Origin of the sequence: Paenibacillus sp., assembly GCF_035645195.1 — a bacterium.
GTDB lineage: Bacteria > Bacillota > Bacilli > Paenibacillales > YIM-B00363 > Paenibacillus_AE.
This window is the reverse complement of record NZ_DASQNA010000030.1, coordinates 178759-194636: the sequence shown is the minus strand read 5'-3', so window position 1 is coordinate 194636 and position 15878 is coordinate 178759. Positions and strand designations below refer to the sequence as shown.

The 15878-nt window shown below is 55.4% G+C and carries 17 protein-coding genes and 1 riboswitch; of the genes, 7 read left to right on the top strand and 10 right to left on the bottom strand.

The window, feature by feature from the left end; translation table 11 throughout:
* Positions 1-20: 20 nt before the first annotated feature.
* From VE009_RS15835 to VE009_RS15825, 3 genes are all read right to left on the bottom strand, one after another.
* The gene (locus VE009_RS15835) at positions 21-992 is read right to left on the bottom strand and encodes an ABC transporter permease (protein WP_414694873.1); all 972 of its coding nucleotides are present in this window, start codon (positions 990-992) and stop codon (positions 21-23) included.
* Between the two features lie 87 nt (positions 993-1079).
* Positions 1080-1862: a sugar phosphate isomerase/epimerase gene (locus VE009_RS15830; RefSeq protein WP_325009248.1), complete on the bottom strand. Its 783-nt coding sequence runs from the start codon at positions 1860-1862 to the stop codon at positions 1080-1082.
* 21 nt (positions 1863-1883) lie between these two features.
* A complete protein-coding gene (locus VE009_RS15825) occupies positions 1884-2909 on the bottom strand; it encodes a Gfo/Idh/MocA family oxidoreductase (protein WP_325009246.1) in 1026 nt (341 codons plus the stop codon).
* A gap of 227 nt (positions 2910-3136) precedes the next feature.
* On the opposite strand from VE009_RS15825, the gene VE009_RS15820 reads away from it, so the two are divergent.
* Positions 3137-3976 (top strand): AraC family transcriptional regulator, encoded by an 840-nt coding sequence (locus tag VE009_RS15820; RefSeq protein ID WP_325009244.1) that lies wholly within the window; start codon positions 3137-3139, stop codon positions 3974-3976.
* A 49-nt stretch (positions 3977-4025) separates the two neighbouring features.
* On the opposite strand, the gene VE009_RS15815 is transcribed toward VE009_RS15820, so the two are convergent.
* From VE009_RS15815 to VE009_RS15795, 5 genes are all read right to left on the bottom strand, one after another.
* Positions 4026-4997, bottom strand: a complete 972-nt coding sequence (locus VE009_RS15815) for an aldo/keto reductase (RefSeq protein WP_325009242.1) — start codon at positions 4995-4997, stop codon at positions 4026-4028.
* A gap of 205 nt (positions 4998-5202) precedes the next feature.
* Positions 5203-5859, bottom strand: a complete 657-nt coding sequence (gene bshB2 / locus VE009_RS15810) for a bacillithiol biosynthesis deacetylase BshB2 (RefSeq protein WP_325009240.1) — start codon at positions 5857-5859, stop codon at positions 5203-5205.
* Between the two features lie 20 nt (positions 5860-5879).
* A complete protein-coding gene (locus VE009_RS15805; protein ID WP_325009238.1) occupies positions 5880-6224 on the bottom strand; it encodes a YojF family protein in 345 nt (114 codons plus the stop codon).
* A 138-nt stretch (positions 6225-6362) separates the two neighbouring features.
* On the bottom strand, positions 6363-7403 hold the full coding sequence (locus tag VE009_RS15800) for a Gfo/Idh/MocA family oxidoreductase (protein ID WP_325009236.1): 1041 nt from the start codon (positions 7401-7403) through the stop codon (positions 6363-6365).
* Positions 7400-8125 carry a ThuA domain-containing protein gene (locus VE009_RS15795; protein WP_325009234.1) on the bottom strand — a complete coding sequence of 242 codons (726 nt, stop codon included), beginning with the start codon at positions 8123-8125 and terminating at the stop codon, positions 7400-7402. Before VE009_RS15795 ends, VE009_RS15800 begins: the two co-directional genes overlap by 4 nt.
* A gap of 177 nt (positions 8126-8302) precedes the next feature.
* Here VE009_RS15795 and VE009_RS15790 point away from each other — a divergent pair, with 177 nt between their 5' ends.
* From VE009_RS15790 to VE009_RS15780, 3 genes are all read left to right on the top strand, one after another.
* Positions 8303-9247 (top strand): AraC family transcriptional regulator, encoded by a 945-nt coding sequence (locus VE009_RS15790; protein ID WP_325009232.1) that lies wholly within the window; start codon positions 8303-8305, stop codon positions 9245-9247.
* 135 nt (positions 9248-9382) lie between these two features.
* Positions 9383-10291: an HD-GYP domain-containing protein gene (locus VE009_RS15785; RefSeq protein WP_325009230.1), complete on the top strand. Its 909-nt coding sequence runs from the start codon at positions 9383-9385 to the stop codon at positions 10289-10291.
* Positions 10292-10402: 111 nt separating this feature from the next.
* Positions 10403-10487: riboswitch (cyclic di-GMP riboswitch) on the top strand.
* A gap of 42 nt (positions 10488-10529) precedes the next feature.
* Positions 10530-10826, top strand: a complete 297-nt coding sequence (locus VE009_RS15780; RefSeq protein ID WP_325009229.1) for a hypothetical protein — start codon at positions 10530-10532, stop codon at positions 10824-10826.
* Positions 10827-10863: 37 nt separating this feature from the next.
* Here VE009_RS15780 and VE009_RS15775 read toward each other — a convergent pair whose 3' ends face one another.
* Both VE009_RS15775 and VE009_RS15770 read right to left on the bottom strand, forming a co-directional pair.
* The gene (locus VE009_RS15775; RefSeq protein ID WP_325009227.1) at positions 10864-11946 is read right to left on the bottom strand and encodes a Gfo/Idh/MocA family oxidoreductase; all 1083 of its coding nucleotides are present in this window, start codon (positions 11944-11946) and stop codon (positions 10864-10866) included.
* A gap of 182 nt (positions 11947-12128) precedes the next feature.
* Entirely contained in the window at positions 12129-12377 is a 249-nt protein-coding gene (locus tag VE009_RS15770) for a hypothetical protein (protein ID WP_325009225.1), read from the bottom strand.
* A gap of 317 nt (positions 12378-12694) precedes the next feature.
* Between VE009_RS15770 and VE009_RS15765 the strand changes: the two genes are divergently transcribed.
* Genes VE009_RS15765 through VE009_RS15755 form a run of 3 tightly spaced genes read left to right on the top strand, consistent with a single transcriptional unit; the run spans position 12695 to position 15849 of the window.
* Entirely contained in the window at positions 12695-13636 is a 942-nt protein-coding gene (locus VE009_RS15765; protein ID WP_325009223.1) for a nucleoside hydrolase, read from the top strand.
* A 12-nt stretch (positions 13637-13648) separates the two neighbouring features.
* Complete coding sequence (locus VE009_RS15760; protein ID WP_325009222.1) at positions 13649-15016, top strand: sugar ABC transporter permease; 1368 nt, start codon at positions 13649-13651, stop codon at positions 15014-15016.
* Positions 15013-15849, top strand: a complete 837-nt coding sequence (locus VE009_RS15755; RefSeq protein ID WP_325009220.1) for a sugar ABC transporter permease — start codon at positions 15013-15015, stop codon at positions 15847-15849. Before VE009_RS15760 ends, VE009_RS15755 begins: the two co-directional genes overlap by 4 nt.
* Positions 15850-15878 lie beyond the last annotated feature (29 nt).

Sequence of the window (15878 nt, the reverse complement as noted above, 5' to 3'; positions counted from 1 at the left end):
TAACCCTCCCGCATGGTTCGTTAAAACAAGGCGTAATCCGGTTTCACTTTCCTGATGAAGGAGTTGATCAGCACGATCGTAATGAAACATGTAATCGACTGATAAAAGCCCGCGGCCGCCGCCATGCCGATATCCGAAGACGTGAGCAGCGCCCGGAACACGAACGTGTCGATAATATCCGTCTGATCGTAGAGAATCCCGTTGTTGCCGATCAACTGGTAGAACAACCCGAATTCGCCGCGGAAAATTTGCCCGACCGAGAGCAGGAACAACAGGACGACGACCGGGAATATGCTCGGGACCGTCACATAGCGAAGCCTTTGGAACACGTTGGCCCCGTCGATTTTGGCGGCATCGTACATTTGCTGATCGATGCTGACGATGGCGGCCAAGTAGATGACCATCCCGTAGCCGAGCTCCTTCCAGAGCTTGAAGGCGAACAAAATGTATTTCCAGACGCCAACCTCGCTGTATATATTGACCGGCTCGATCCCGAAGCTTTTCAACACGTTGTTCAACAGCCCGACCTCGAAGTTGAACAAGTTATAAGCGATCGATCCGACGATGACCCAGGAGATGAAAAACGGCAAAAACATGGCGGACTGCGCGAGCTTCTTGAACCATTTCGATCCGATCTCGCTTAAGAAGACGGCGAGCAAAATTTGCACCAGAGGAATGAGGAGGATGAAAGCCGCGTTGTAGAGCAGCGTGTTCCGGGTCACGATCCAGGCGTCGCCCGACATGAAGAAAAATCGAAAGTTTTCGAGTCCGACCCAGGGGCTGCCGAAGAGGCCGAGCTGATATTGGAATCGTTTGAAGGCGAGCAGGACGCCGACCATCGGCACGTAGGCGAATATCAACACGTGAAGCACGGCGGGCGCCAGCATCAAAAGCAGCATTTTGTTTTTGCGGAGCGTCTGCAAAGCCGTAATGCGGACGTTCTTCTTCGGTACCGTTCCGGAATAGACAATCTCATCGCTTCGCAATCCCATACGAACTGCCCTCCCTTCGGACCCGGGCGAACCCGAGTCCGGACATCTCAAGCCTTAACGGAAAGCGCTTGCAACAAGCCGATTGAACTAGGGGACGGCGCCGTCCAACGCTCGCTTCAGCCAGGCAAAGCTGTTGGCGGCGCTTTGCAGCGGGTCTCTCTGACAGCGGTCCTGCTCGACGATCAGCCATTCCGTCCGCGCCTCGAGCGCCGCCTGCAATATCGCCGGCAAATCCAACTCTCCCTCGCCCAGCTCCACCGTATCCTTGCCGCCGCCTTCGATCGCTCCGTAATCCTTGAAGTGAAGAAGCGGCGCCCGGCCGGCGTATCGCCGAATATATTCCACCGGATCCCGTCCGCCCGTCTGCACCCAGCAGGCGTCCATTTCCGCGATGACGTTCTCCGGGGATGTCGCGCCGAACAAGGCGTCGAAGACGGGCCGCCCGTCGATGGCGATCTCGAATTCGAACGCGTGGTTATGGTAGCCGAAGCTCAATCCCGCTTCCCGCGCCAGTGCGCCGAACTGCTCCAATTCGCCGAACAGCGACGGCCACGGCGCTCCCGCATGGCGCTGGTCCATCGGCACGGACGGGCAGATGAGATAATCGCCGCCCAGCTCCTTCACTGCGGCGATCTCCTCGGCGAGACGCCCGCGCAAGGCGGGAAAGCCGACATGGCTGCCGATCGCTCGCAGTCCCAGTTCGTCCAGCAGCCGCTTGACGTCTCCGGCGGCCCTTCCCCCGTAGCCGGCGAATTCCAGCCCTTCGTAGCCGATCTCCGCCAGCGCGCGCAGCGTTCCTTCGAAATCTTGCTGCAGTTCGTTTCTGAGCGTATACAGCTGTATCCCGATTCCCGGACGTTCGTTTCCCATGGCCGGCCTCCCTTTCCTCACTTAGCCTTTCACCGCCAGCGGTTCTTCGTAGGGAACAGGCAATTCGACGCCCTGCACGGCGGAGCGCTCTGTCGTCTCAATGATGGAGATGATGCGGCGGGCTTCTTCGGGTTTTACGATCAGCTCCGCGCCGTTCATCAGATGGTCGGCGATATTCCGGTAATACAGATCCTGTTTGCTTTCCTGGCATTTCAGCTTGCTTTCCACCCGAACGCCGTTGATATCGGTGTACAGCGTCATTTCCCCGTCCCGGATGTTTTCGTCCACGACGGCCCCTTTCGTACCGAGGAAACGGAATTGCGGCTTGCCGGCGTAGGCGATGTTCGATACTTGAATGTACGCCGTCGCCCCGTTTTCGAACGTAATGATGCTGTCCATATGGTCTTCGTTCGTGAACTCATGCCACAGCCGGTTCTGAATGAATCCTTTCACGCTCGTCACTTTGCCGGGCACGACGCCCAGGAGGTAATCGACGTAATGGGCGCCCCAGTCGTAAAAAATGCCTCCCGACACCGCTTTGTCCGACCGCCACCAATCCTTAGGTCTCCAGCAGCCTCCAATAAACATTTCGATGTGGAACAATTCCCCGAGAATGTCTCTCGCAAGCAGATCCTGAAGCGTTAAATACCAGCCGTCCCAGCGGCGGTTGTGGTACACGGAAAGCATTTTCCCGACGCTTTGCGACAGCTGGACTAACCGGTCGGCCTCTTCGGCCCGGATGCACATCGGCTTCTCGAGGACGCAGTGCCGGCCGCTTAGCAAGATCTGTTCCGCGAGAGGATAGTGCGTATGATGCGGAGTGATGACCGTCACCAAATCGATTCCGTCCTGCGCAAGCAGCTCTTCCACCGTGGAGAACGTGCGGATGTGCGGAAAATCGCGCTTCGCCTGTTCGCGTCTGGCCGCGTCCAGATCGCAGGCCGCCGCGAATTCGATGCCGTGCCGCATCATCTGCTCCGCGTGCGCCTTGCCCATATTGAAGGAACCGCCGTACCCGATTACCGCACCTCTGATGGTCTTCGTCATCCCGAGCATTCTCCTTTTTCGCGAAGGATTCGACCGCGCATGGATGGGAGCTTGCGATCGCCGTAATGTAAGCGTTGTCTTTGTATCCCATTAAACCATGCGGGCTTATCCGCTGACCATGAAGGATCCCGCTGCGGGTTGCACATTTCTGCTATAACTTTCTAGATTAACCCTATTGACTCCTGTTATAATTTTTACAAGACCATCTTCGGGATGCGGGGATCGACATGCCAGACGAAACCAAAACTCCGGGCGTCATACACGCGGCCGGGTACTCCGTTCACTTCAAACCGGTTCTTGCCGATGCGCGAGCCGGCCTGCTGTACTACCTGATCCGACTGCAGATGCAAGGCGAATCCGAAATTCTCATCGACGGGAGAATGGAGAAGATCCGCGAGGGAGAGCTCATTATGATGAAGCCAGGCACTCCCTATCTGATGAAGGTCGACCCTCGCGACGACCGGGCCGAACAGGGCTGCTTAAGCGCGGACTATTTTCTCATTGCCAGCGGCACGATCTTGGACGAATGGTGGCGCTGCCGGTCCTACCCGCAGCGAAGCTACGTTGCGATCGACGAAGCGCTGCTCAATATCTGGAAACAGATTCTTTACGAGATGCGGAGAGTCAAAGAAGTCGACGCCACGGTGTTGGAATATTTGCTGCGCATCTTTCTGCGCTACATCGACAGACTGCTGGCAGAATCGAAAGGCGGCAGCGAGAAACATCACTTCGTCACGCACCGGGTGAAGCAGTTCATCGAGCGGAACGCTACGAAACCGATCACGCTGTCCGACATCGCCGAACACGCCAACCTGAGCGAGTCCCGTACGACCCACCTGTTCAAGGAAGCCTTCGGCAAGACGATCATCGGCTATTTGAACGACGTCCGCATCCATATCGCCTGCGAACGAATCCGCTACAGCTCCATGACGTTGGAGAAGGCGGCCGAGTCCGCAGGGTTCAACAGCTATTCTTATTTTCATCGCATTTTTCGGAAAAAGATGGGGATGTCCCCGAGGCAGTATCAGGAGAGCGTGCTGCAGCATCAGGAAAGAGCGTTGAAATAGACGAAGCCGCCTCGCGTGCGGGACGGCTCACATTGCAGACAATTCTTGCTTATGCTTTGTAAAAGTTGCGGACCCAACGGTGCGTTTTTAACTTTTCAACCTGTTCCTTCGGCAATCCGCGTCCGTCGCCGACCTGGCAGTTGCGTTCCACGTTGCGAATCGAACGCATGCCCGGAATTACGGTAGATACGGCAGAATGACTCAATATGTAGCGCAGGGCGGTTTCTGCCATTTGGTCAACGGAAATATGGAGATCGGAAGTAATCCTCTGTACACGTTCGTACACTTCCTGTTTGCGGTCCCCCCGGAAATAGCCGTTGCGGAAATCGCCTTCATTAAAGGTTGTATCCGGAGTAATTTGCCCCGTCAACCCGCCTTCATCCAGTGGAACCCGAACAATTACGCCGACATGATGCTCCTCGCATACGGGAAGCAATTGATCTTCCGGACTTTGGTCGAATATGTTGTAAATGACTTGAACGGTGTCCACGATGCCGGTTTTGATGAGCTTGATCGCGTTTTCGGGCTGATGGTCGTTAATGGAGACGCCAAAATACCGGATTTTCCCCTGTTCTTTGAGCTTCTGAACCGCTTCGAGCCAATCGCCTTGGTCAACCCATTCGTCCGACCAAACGTGGAACTGCTGGACGTCGATCGTGTCCATCCCCAAATTTGTAAGACTTTGTTCCGTGCACGCGATCACATGATCCGCCGGGAACGTCTCTTCCACCGGAACCCCGGCTTGCGCCGGCCATTGTCTGTTTTTCGGCGGAATTTTCGTTGCGACATAAATCGTTTCAGAGCGTTCCTTCACAACCTGACCAACCAATCTCTCGCTGTGACCTTCCCCGTAACCGAGCGCAGTATCAATGAAATTTAAGCCGAGATCAATGGATGTATGAAGCGCTTTGGTCGATTCATCGTCGGAAGCCCCGATCCAGGACGATTTTCCGATGCCCCATGCGCCATAACCGACTTCCGAAACGTTCAACCCCGTTTTACCGAGCGTTCTGTAGTTCATCTCCGGTTCCTCCTACTATAAGATAGTTGGTCATTAAATTATAGATTTAAGGCGATGGGCTGAGAAGTACGCACATTATCTTCACTTGGTTACCTGAAGGATACTAAATTACTCTCTTCCGCATCGTCCGTCCCGGAACAAAACAAACTCCTCCGTTCCGCACGGAACGAAGGAGTTTGTCTGCAATCTGTGAGATTTTTGTTTGTTACTCTTCGAATCGATAAATCCAAAAGCGCTCCGTGCCGAACCGTTCGACGATTTCGTCCATCGTCTTGTTGCCGACGAGCTCCGCCGCTTGAAACTGCGTGCGGTGCGCGTAGATGGACGCCAGCTTCTGCTCCATGAACGGACCGACGAATTCCGCGATATCGGGTTCGCCGAGGTCCTCCCTCGTGTTTTTGGCGAATGCCATGCAGTGCACGGGCGGGCGCTCTGCGGGAGGCAGCTGGCCGACGGCGCGGACGACCGCGGCTCCGGTTGCGTCGTGGTCCGGGTGAACGCTGTACCCCGGATAGAAGGTGAACACCAGCGTCGGACGAATTTCCTTCAGCAGCTCGGCGATCGCCCCGTCCAGCAGCGCGCGGTCTTCGAATTCGAGCATTTTGTCGTGGAAGCCGAGCATCCTTACGTCGTGAATGCCGATGGCGCGGCACGATTCCTCCAGCTCCTGCCGGCGAATGTCCGGCAGCGTGACGCGGCTCGCGAACGGCGGAATGCCCATGTTTCTTCCCATTTGCCCCAAGGTGAGGCATGCGTACGTCACCCGGGCTCCCTCCCGGATCAGCTTCGCCAGCGTGCCGGACAGTCCGAAAGCTTCGTCGTCCGGATGCGGCAGAACGACCAATATGCGACGCTCCTCCATTGCGTTCATCTCCTCTTCCCTTAGAACGGCTGCAGGCTGAGCTGCAGCGCGACGACCAATTTGCCCTGCCCGTCGTGCCCCGCCAAAATGAGCCGCTCCGGATCCGTCTCGTCGTAATGCGTCAGCCCCTCCGAATATACCCAGCCCGATGCCGTTTTGAGCCCCACCCGATACGGACCGTGGCCGGAAATCGAACCGTGAGCGTACCGAATGACGGCGTTGCTGACGAAGGTGGCGGCCGGATGTTTCTGGCTGTCGAAATGCGCGGCGTAGGCGCCCGTCGTCATCTCCAAATGCATATATACATCTTGGTCCCTCAACGCGTCGAGCCGACGCTGGACCTCCGATGCTGCGATCAATTGCATGAGCGCACCTCCCCAATAGAATGAAAAGTCGCGATAAAAAAGGGTGCCCCACCATTTTACCACGTTTCGCGCGGAAACCGGAAAACCTGCCGCGGAAACGCGAAAAAACGCCCCCGTTCGGGAGCGCTGATTCGCTGCCTATAATACGATTTCCCGCCCGCTCTCCGCCGACGCGTAGATGGCCGTTAATATTTTAATCATGTCGACGCCTTGCTCCGGCGTGAAGATCGGCTCTTCGCGGCCGAGCACGCACTCGACGAAATGCCGAATGTTCGCCGTATGCTGCGGCACGCGCGGCGCCTCGAACGACGGCGACGCGTCGATCAGCGCGCCGTCCTGCTCCGTGAACAGCTTGAGCCGGTCGTTGACCAGGCTGAAGCCGCCTTCCGTTCCGCGCCACTCGAGAAACTTCTGCTCCGCTTCGACGTTCGACGCCCAGCTGAACTCGATCTGCAGCGACGCGCCGTTGTCGAACCGCAGGAAGCCCGCCGCCAAATCCTCCACGTCGAACGTGCCTTCCGGCATGCGGCCGGAGCGGTCCGGCCGGTCGGCGAACTTCCGGTACGTGGAGCCGGAGACGGTCACCGGCTTCGCGTTGCCGTTCAGCCACATGGCGAGATCGATCATATGGACGCCGAGATCGATGAGCGGCCCGCCGCCCGACAGCGCCTTCGTCGTAAACCAGCCGCCCCGCCCGGGGATGCCGCGGCGGCGAATCCAGCCGCAGCGGCCCATGTACAGCTCGCCCAGCTGGCCGCGCTCGATCGCGCGCTTAAGGAACTGCGCCTCTTCGCTGAACCGGTTGTTGCGCATCGTCATGAGCACTTTGCCCGCCGCCTTCGCCGCGTCCGCCATCCGCTGCGCCTCCTCGGCGTTCACCGCGTCCGGCTTTTCGCAGAACACGTGCTTGCCCTTATGGAGCGCCGCGACGGCGATTTCCGAATGGTACGCGTTCGGCGTGCTGATGCCGACGACGTCGATCGACGGATCGGCGAGCAGCTCGCGGTAATCGTCGTACACCTTCGCGCCGGGGAACTCGTTCGCCGCAGCGATCGCGGACGGCCGGTACGCGTCGCAGAAGGCGACGAGCTCGACGTCCGGATGCGCCAGCCAGCCGGGCAGATGAGCCGCCTTGAAGATGCCGCCCGTGCCGACGACGCCGACTTTCAGCCGGCTCATGCCTTCTCCGAGATCGGCTCGAGCGGCTTCGCGTTGCCGTACGTCGGATACGCCCGATCGACCGGCGCCGCCCACTTCACGGCGTTGGAGATGACCTTGCGCACGTTCGCGTCATAATACGTCGGATACGTTTCGTGCCCCGGACGGAAGTAGAACACCTTGCCGTTGCCGCGCGTGTAGCAGCAGCCGCTGCGGAACACTTCGCCGCCCTCGAACCAGCTGACGAACACGAGCTCGTCCGGCGCCGGGATGTCGAAATGCTCGCCGTACATCTCTTCCTTCGGCAGCTCGAAATATTCGCCGAGCCCGGCCGCGATCGGATGCGCCGGGTTGACGACCCATACGCGCTCTTTGTCGTCCGCTTCCCGCCATTTCAGGTCGCAGGAGGTGCCCATCAGCTTTTTGAAAATTTTCGAGAAATGACCCGAGTGCAGCACGATCAGCCCCATGCCCTTCAGCACGCGCTGATGCACCTTCGCGACGATCTCGTCCTTCACTTCGTTGTGCGCCACATGGCCCCACCAGATCAGGACATCCGTCTTCTCCAGCACGGCGTCGGTAAGGCCGTGCTCCTCGTCGTCGAGCGTCGCGAACGTCACCTCGGCGTCGACGTCCAGCCCTTCCGCGATCGCGGCATGAATCCCTTTCGGATAAATCGCGGCGACGGTCTCGTTTTTCTTCTCGTGCCGGTGCTCGTTCCAAATCGTTACGTTCAAAGCCATGGTTATGTACGCTCCTTCTAGAGTCTATGTTGAGATTATTATAAGAAAAGAACCCGTCCCGGCGCGATGGCAAATTCGATGCAATCTTTACGGTATTCTGTCACGCCGGGTAAAATATGATGCGCATGTGGTAGAATGGATGTACGAAATCCTGTGTTTCAGCGAGGAGTTCTCTTTATGTATCCCGATATGCGTTACGAGCAAGTCGTCTATCAAGACCCGTTCCTGGCGATTCGCATTTGGCAAATCGATACGGCCTTCGACAGCGGCGGAGACGTCCAAACCCGCATTGAGCAGGACTGGCAAAGCCAGCGCTTCTCCTTGTGGCATTACCATAAAGAAGTCGAGTTTCTTCATATTTTGCACGGGGGGATGACCGCCTTCTGCAAGCAGGACCGATTCGTCCTCGGCGAAGGCGATGTCGCCGTCTTCGGCTCCTCGGAGCCGCACACGACGATCCAAACGACGGACGGACAGCTCAGCTACATCGTCTTCCAAATCGATCTCCGCAAATATTGGGACGAAAGCACGCTAAAGAGCATGCAGCATTTCTCGGAAGTCATTCGTCCGCTGAGCTCGCTTAATTACGTGTATGCCGAGCATCCGGACGTCCGCGAACGGACGGGCGCGCTCATTCGCGACATTTACCGGGAAATGAACGAGAAGAGAAGCGGCTACGAATTGGCCGTCTCCTCCCGCATCAAAGAAATGCTGCTCCTGCTGCTCCGTCACGACACGAACAAGCACTTAAACTATCTCGACAACGGCTTGTTCGAGCGGCTCCAGCCCGCGGTCGATTACATCGAGTCGCATCTCGGCGAGAAGCTGTCCGTCTCGGAGCTGAGCGCCCGGTTGAACATGAGTTATACTCACTTCATCAAGTTGTTTAAAAAGGCGGTCGGCATGTCGTTCAGCGACTTCGTCTTGTACAAGCGCATCAAGAAAGCCGAGCAGCTGCTGCTCACCGGCAACGCCAGCATCGCCGAAGTGGCCGAATCGGTCGGCATGACGAACCTCGGCCATTTTTACGACGTGTTCCGCCGATTGAACGGCTGCTCGCCGAAGCAGTTCAAGGACAGGCTGCGGGAACCGTATCCGGTGACCGCGGGGAACGGCTCGTAACAGAATGCGTCCGTCCCGTCAGCTCGAGATTGCCGCAAAATTGTATAAAACTCGACAAATTTCAACATAATTCTCCATATCCGAAGCGCGAGTGATATACTGAATGCAATCGAACCTGGGGGAGAGATCTGGAAGATGAGGGTCAGAGTCCATCGAAAAGGCGAATACATCGAGTCCGTACCCATGAAAGGTCAGCTCTTCTCCTTGATCACGACCGGCGACGGCACGGAAATCATTCATCATAAGCTGGAAGACGGCGTCAGCTCTTACCTCGCTCCCGAAGAAGGCTGGGAAGCGCTCGAATATATTTATATTTTATCCGGACAATTGATTTGGAAACGCCCGGAAGGGGACGTCGTCCTGAGCCCGGGCGATTCCGTTACCGCGCATATGATTACCGAGATGGCGATGTTCGTCGCCGTCGGGGAAACCGAAATCTTATACGTCGTCTCCCGGCCTTATTTTCATAATTACAGCGGATCCATTCAAAAATTGTTCGACCTCGCCGTGAAAATCGAAGAGAAAGACGGGTACACCTCCGACCACTGCAACCGGATCAAAAAGTTGGCTACCCTCGTAGGAGAGAGAATGGGGCTTTCCCCTTACGAAATCTACGTTTTGAACTTGGCGGGCTTCCTGCATGACGTCGGCAAAACGCAAATCCCGGAGCACATTCTCAACAAACCGTCCAAACTGACCGACGAAGAGTTCGAGCAGATGAAGCTGCATACGGTATACGGACGGCGGCTGCTGGAAGAAACGGGCATGCCCGATTTGAAAATCGTCGGGGAAGTGGTGGAACAGCATCATGAACGCTACGACGGCAAAGGATATCCTCGCGGTCTGCAGGGCAATCAAATTTCCAAGCTGGCCGCCATCATCACCGTCGTAGATTCCTACGACGCCATGACCGTGGATCGCGTGTATCAGAAAGGGCGCCCGCAGGAAGAAGCGATGCAGGAAATCGAGAGATGCAGCGGAACGATGTATCACCCCGAAATCGTTCGAGCGTTCCTCTCGATCGCCGGCGAAACGAAACTGTGACGTCGCGGCCGCGAATATACCAACTTTCTCATTGACAGGCATGTCGAAAGTTGATATATTTTCATCACTAAGCATCTTCTTAAAATATTAACGCTAGGAAGCAAAGCACTTCTTGATAAAAGGCAAACTTGTCGAAAGACAAGGACGCAAAACTAGAGGGCCTTCTCGTTACAGCGAATGGCAGCCAGTTACCGAATGGAGCGCTTTTTTTATTTTGAGCGCAACGAGGTGAATTGGGATGACAACGAAACGCACGCTGCTGATCGGCGGAGCGATTCTCGCTTGCCAACTGGCCTTCGCAGGCATGGCGAGCGCCGCTACGTACGACTCTTCTTCCGACAAACATTTGAATGTGAACGTCCCTTTGGTATCGGCACCGAAATTAGGTACTGGCGCTCTCACGTTCCAACTGCAACAATCCATTTATAGCAATGTAATCAACCCGACCGGCGTAGATTACGAGTACTACTATATCTGGCTTTCCGTGAACGGCGACCCTGTGTTGGCCGTCGATCCTTACAAAGTAGGTTTTTAAGGAAAAAAGCGGCCCGCGTGAAGCGGAGCCGCTTTTTTTATTCGAAATATACCGCCTTGCCCGTTCTCGAAGATTCGTATACCGCTTCAAGAATTTCGGATACGACACAGGCCTGTTCCGGCGTCACGACCGGATCGGTGTCGTTCTCGATCGCCGCAAGCCACAGCTTCATTTCGAGATCGGCCGGATCTTCTTTGCTGCCGTCGTAGAAGTCTACGCCTCGGGCGTCGAGCTCGATGCGATTCGTGAACAGCTTGCCGTACTTCTCCCCGTTGATGCGCAGCCCGTCGTCCATATCCGCGCCGCCTTCCGTGCCGCACAGCGTCGTCTTCGCTTCGCCGGTGCGCACCAGGTTGATCGCCCAGCTCGATTCCAGCATGATCGTCGCGCCGTTCTGCATCGTGATCATCGCCATCGCGGAATCTTCCACGGTGAATTTCTTCGGATCCCAAGAACCCCATGCGTTGGCGGCGCCTTCCCGCTGCGACAGCTTATGGAACGCGGTCCCGAGCACCGCCTTCGGCTTATAGTTGTTCATCATCCAGAGCGTCAAATCGAGCGCATGGGTGCCGATATCGATGAGCGGCCCTCCGCCCTGCTTCTCCTCGTCCAAGAACACGCCCCACGTCGGCACGGCGCGGCGGCGGATCGCGTGCGCTTTGGCGTAATAAATATCGCCCAGCTCGCCGGCGTCGCACACCCGCTTCAAGTATTGCGAGTCGGCGCGGAACCGGTTTTGGTAGCCGATCGTCAGCTTCTTGCCCGTCCGCTTCGCCGCTTCGACCATTCGGCGCGCGTCGGCCGCCGTCTTCGCCATCGGCTTCTCGCACATGACATGCTTGCCCGCTTCGAGCGCGGCGATGGAGATGTCGGCATGCGAATCGTTCGGCGTGCACACGTGCACGATGTCGAGCGTTGCGTCGGAGAGCAGCTCCTTATAATCCGTATACACCTTGGCTTCCGGCGCGCCGAATTTCTCGGCGGCTTCCCGCGCGCGCTGCTCGTCGATATCGCAGAAGGCGACCATCGCGGCGTTCGGCTGGTTTTTCAGCGCCGGCATATGCTTGCCGTTCGCGATGCCGCCGCAGCCGATGATTCCGATGCGGTATGTTTTAGACATGTCGTTCCCTCCCTATAATAAATCCCACATCATTATAAGGAACGAGCCCGACGTGTTTCGATGACAAATGCGGTGCATTTTTTACGGTATTCTACCTTTGTGGCGGCAGCGGCGCCGTTCATTTCGGCCGCTGGCTCCTAGGAACGCTTTATCGAAAAACATATTGTCCAATTGCGATTCCGTCAAAGATCCTGCAATGGAGGCGAGCGACTCTCATAAACCGTCGTCCCGGAATCGATATAGATGACATCGCCCTCATTGACGAGCGAAGCGGCGGCGATCTGATCCTTCTTCTCCACGTTCAACAGCGCTTTGGTTTGAATCGGCGTTTCGTACGCCTCTTCTTTCATGCGCTCCGCCGCCCCGCGACGCTCCTGCTCTCGAATTTCCTCGGATAATCGGATATGAATGATTTCCATGTACTTCGTCAACGAGGACAGCTCCCTTCCCGCATTGGTCTCAAGGGTCTGCCCTCGATTATCGATTGACCGAAGTCACATAACATAACACATCAACCTCCAACCTCTGCGAAAACCTGCTTTTTTTCACTCAAATACCTGACACAACCACGGAATGTTAGGGTCTACCCCTCCTAAAAAACCTAAATTACCGTTGACAAAGCGATGCGACCCCCTTATATTGTAAATCAACATACATTTTCATGTAACTTTATATCACTTTTATGTAAATTGATTTACATTCATTCTGGGAGATCGAGCTCCGCATGAAAACGGGAATGGAGTTATGTATGAACGTAAAAATGGTTTTGGATGTAGACACGGGGATTGACGACGCATTAGCGATCGCCTATGCGTTGGCTTCCCCCGAAATCGAGCTGCTCGGGATCACCGTCTCCTATGGAATGGCCCCGGTACACTGCACCTTTCGCAATACCAAGTTTATTGTCGATTTATTTCGAGGCAATACGCCGGTCTATATGGGCGCGGACCGACCGCTTCAACGCTCGCCGCAATATTTCGCCGATTTCCATGGGCAAGATGGTTTAGGAGACACGCTGGGCGGCGCGGCGGCCGCCGACGTTTCTCCGGAGAGCGCAGTGGATTTTATAATCCGACAAGCCCGCCTGCATAAGCGGAATCTTACGCTCGTTACGACGGGGCCGCTCACCAATCTCGCCCAGGCGATTGCGAAAGATCCTGCGATCATCGGAATGATCGGCAACGTCGTCATCATGGGCGGTGCCGTTCTTTCCCCCGGAAACGTGAGCAAGTTTGCGGAAGCGAATATGTACGTCGACCCGGAAGCCGCCGATCTGGTGTTCGCATCCGCGCTTCCCATTACGTTGGTCAGCCTCGACGTGACCCGAAAAGCATTGCTGACCGAAGAAGATTTGCTGAGATGGAGAAACATCGGGACGAAAGCAAGCACGTTGTTCGGAGAATTCACGGATTTCTACATAAAGTCATACAAAAGATTTCATCCCTACATGAACGGCTGCGCTCTCCACGATCCACTTGCGGTAGGCGTCGCCAAAGCTCCCTCGTTGGTCGGCACCGTGCCGATGTTTCTCAAAGTGGATTTGGAACCGGATGCGTTGGGTCGAACGACGGAGGATCTCTCTCGGACGAGCCCGGCGGAGCCGACGGCCCGAATATGCGTGCAGGTCGACGCGGAACGGTTCAGGAACGATTTTTTTCGGTGGATCGAGAAATTATTGGAGATCGGATAGGAGTTGAAGCAAGTGAGACAAACGGCAGTCAAGCAGCGGCATAACGATTACGGCATCAGGCGGCAAAGCATGCATCAACATGGAAGAAACGCTGTGGCGTTATCGGTTTTGGCAATGGGATTGGGGCAAATGTACAATCGTCAGCTCATCAAAGGCATTCTAATGCTTGCGGTTCATGTTTTCGGTATATACACCGCGCTTTTCCGTCTGCCGCACGCCGTTTGGTCGCTTGCGACGCTTGGCGAAACCGAGACGCAAATGAAGAAGGTCGGAAAAATGTATCAACAGATCATGGGCGATCATTCGATCTTCCTGTTGATCGAAGGTTTGATCACCGTCTTTATCCTGCTCGTCATCCTTTGGTGTTACGCCCTTAACATCAAAGATGCTTACAAGATCGGCAAACTTCGCGAGCAAGGCAGGGTGCCGCACACCTTCAAGATGACTTTGCGTTATGTAGCCGATTACCGGTTTGCCCAGATCGCCGTTGCGATTCCGCTGCTGGGTGTCTTGTTTTTCACGGTGATGCCGATCGTATTTATGATTCTTCTTGCGTTTACGAATTTCACGAGGGAAACGATGCCGCCGGCCAACCTGGTCGATTGGCACGGGCTCAAAACGTTTCGCGATATTTTCCGGATCGAAATGTGGAGCCGAACGTTTTACGGGGTTACGCTTTGGACGTGCGTTTGGGCGCTAGCCAGCACATTGACTTGTTTTTTCGGAGGCTTCGTCGTTGCGTTGGTGGTGCAGCAGCGCGACATTCGTTTTAAAAAGGTTTGGCGGACGATCTTTATCATCCCGTTTGCGATTCCCATGTTCGTATCTACCTTAATATTGCGCAACATGTTTAACGGACAATTCGGGCCGATCAATCAATACTTAAGCCTCATGGGACTTGACAAAATTCCTTGGCTTTCCGACCCCGCCTGGGCGAAACTGACGCTGGTTCTGGTCAATTTTTGGATCGGATTTCCGGTTTCGATGCTGATGATTATCGGGGTGTTATCAACGATTTCCAAAGACATGTACGAAGCCGCGGACATCGACGGCGCCAACGGCTTTCAGAAGCTCCGATTTATAACATACCCCCCCGTTATGTACGCGATGGCGCCGCTCGTCATCATGCAGTTTGTCGCCAATATGAACAATTTCAATATTATTTACCTGCTGACCGACGGCAAGCCCGTCAACGCGGACTATCAATTCGCCGGCCATACCGACATTTTGATTACGTGGCTGTTCAAGCTGTCCATGGAGCAAGGCCAATACAATTTCGCGTCGGTGATCGGAATTTTCATCTTTATTATCCTCTCCGCTTTCGCCATATGGAATGTCGGACGAACCAAAGCATTCAAGGAGGAGGGCGGTCACGGATGATCGGCCAAACAACAATAACCATGATACGGCGAATCGGCAGCTACCTGTTTCTATCCTTGACCGCGGTCGTTTGCATGTACCCGGCGCTGTGGGTCGTCCTTTCCTCGTTTCGCCCGGGCAATTCCCTCTTCAGCGAGACGCTGTTTCCAAGCGATTTTACGGCGATCCATTACCGCGAGCTGTTCACGAATTACCTGTTCGGTCAATGGTACCTCAATACGCTTACCGTAGCGGTTCCCAGCATGCTGCTCGGCACGATTTTGATATTGACGACGAGCTACGCCTTCTCAATGTTCCGCTTTCCCTCTCGGAAGCAGCTGATGAACTCTTTGCTCGTGCTGGGGTTGTTTCCAGGCTTTATGAGCATGATCGCCATTTACATCCTGCTCAATCAATTGAACCTTCTAAACACGCATATTGCGCTCATTATCGTTTACGCCGCGGGAGCGCCGCTCCAATTCTTGTTCGCCAAAAGCTATTTCGACACGATTCCGAAAAGCTTGATCGAAGCCGCCAGAATCGACGGCGCCGGTCATTTGGGCATTTTCCTCCGCATTGTGATTCCTTTGGCAAGGCCGCTTATCGTATTTACGTCGCTGCTGACCTTCACCGGTGCCTTCACGGATTTTATTTTCGCTAAGATGGTTCTTCGTTCTCCCGAGATGAAGACGCTCGCCATCGGTTTATTCGATATCGTGAACAATCCATTCGCGGTAGATTTCACGGTATTTGCAGCCGGCTGCGTGTTAGTCGCACTGCCGATCACAATATTTTTCATACTTATGCAGCGGCATCTGATCGACGGTTTAACGGCGGGAGCCGATAAAGGCTGACGTTCAGCGATCGCCCGACTGCCTAGTTT

Excerpts from the sequence above, each read along its gene's own strand:
- VE009_RS15790 (WP_325009232.1), top strand. The coding sequence starts at position 8,303 with ATGTATCCCGATATGCGTTACGAGCAAGTCGTCTATCAAGACCCGTTC.
- VE009_RS15820 (WP_325009244.1), top strand. The coding sequence starts at position 3,137 with ATGCCAGACGAAACCAAAACTCCGGGCGTCATACACGCGGCCGGGTAC.
- VE009_RS15800 (WP_325009236.1), bottom strand. The coding sequence starts at position 7,403 with ATGAGCCGGCTGAAAGTCGGCGTCGTCGGCACGGGCGGCATCTTCAAG.
- VE009_RS15780 (WP_325009229.1), top strand. The coding sequence starts at position 10,530 with ATGACAACGAAACGCACGCTGCTGATCGGCGGAGCGATTCTCGCTTGC.
- VE009_RS15775 (WP_325009227.1), bottom strand. The coding sequence starts at position 11,946 with ATGTCTAAAACATACCGCATCGGAATCATCGGCTGCGGCGGCATCGCG.
- VE009_RS15815 (WP_325009242.1), bottom strand. The coding sequence starts at position 4,997 with ATGAACTACAGAACGCTCGGTAAAACGGGGTTGAACGTTTCGGAAGTC.
- VE009_RS15755 (WP_325009220.1), top strand. The coding sequence starts at position 15,013 with ATGATCGGCCAAACAACAATAACCATGATACGGCGAATCGGCAGCTAC.
- VE009_RS15835 (WP_414694873.1), bottom strand. The coding sequence starts at position 992 with ATGGGATTGCGAAGCGATGAGATTGTCTATTCCGGAACGGTACCGAAG.
- VE009_RS15805 (WP_325009238.1), bottom strand. The coding sequence starts at position 6,224 with ATGCAATTGATCGCAGCATCGGAGGTCCAGCGTCGGCTCGACGCGTTG.
- VE009_RS15825 (WP_325009246.1), bottom strand. The coding sequence starts at position 2,909 with ATGACGAAGACCATCAGAGGTGCGGTAATCGGGTACGGCGGTTCCTTC.
- VE009_RS15795 (WP_325009234.1), bottom strand. The coding sequence starts at position 8,125 with ATGGCTTTGAACGTAACGATTTGGAACGAGCACCGGCACGAGAAGAAA.
- VE009_RS15830 (WP_325009248.1), bottom strand. The coding sequence starts at position 1,862 with ATGGGAAACGAACGTCCGGGAATCGGGATACAGCTGTATACGCTCAGA.
- VE009_RS15765 (WP_325009223.1), top strand. The coding sequence starts at position 12,695 with ATGAACGTAAAAATGGTTTTGGATGTAGACACGGGGATTGACGACGCA.
- bshB2 (WP_325009240.1), bottom strand. The coding sequence starts at position 5,859 with ATGGAGGAGCGTCGCATATTGGTCGTTCTGCCGCATCCGGACGACGAA.
- VE009_RS15785 (WP_325009230.1), top strand. The coding sequence starts at position 9,383 with ATGAGGGTCAGAGTCCATCGAAAAGGCGAATACATCGAGTCCGTACCC.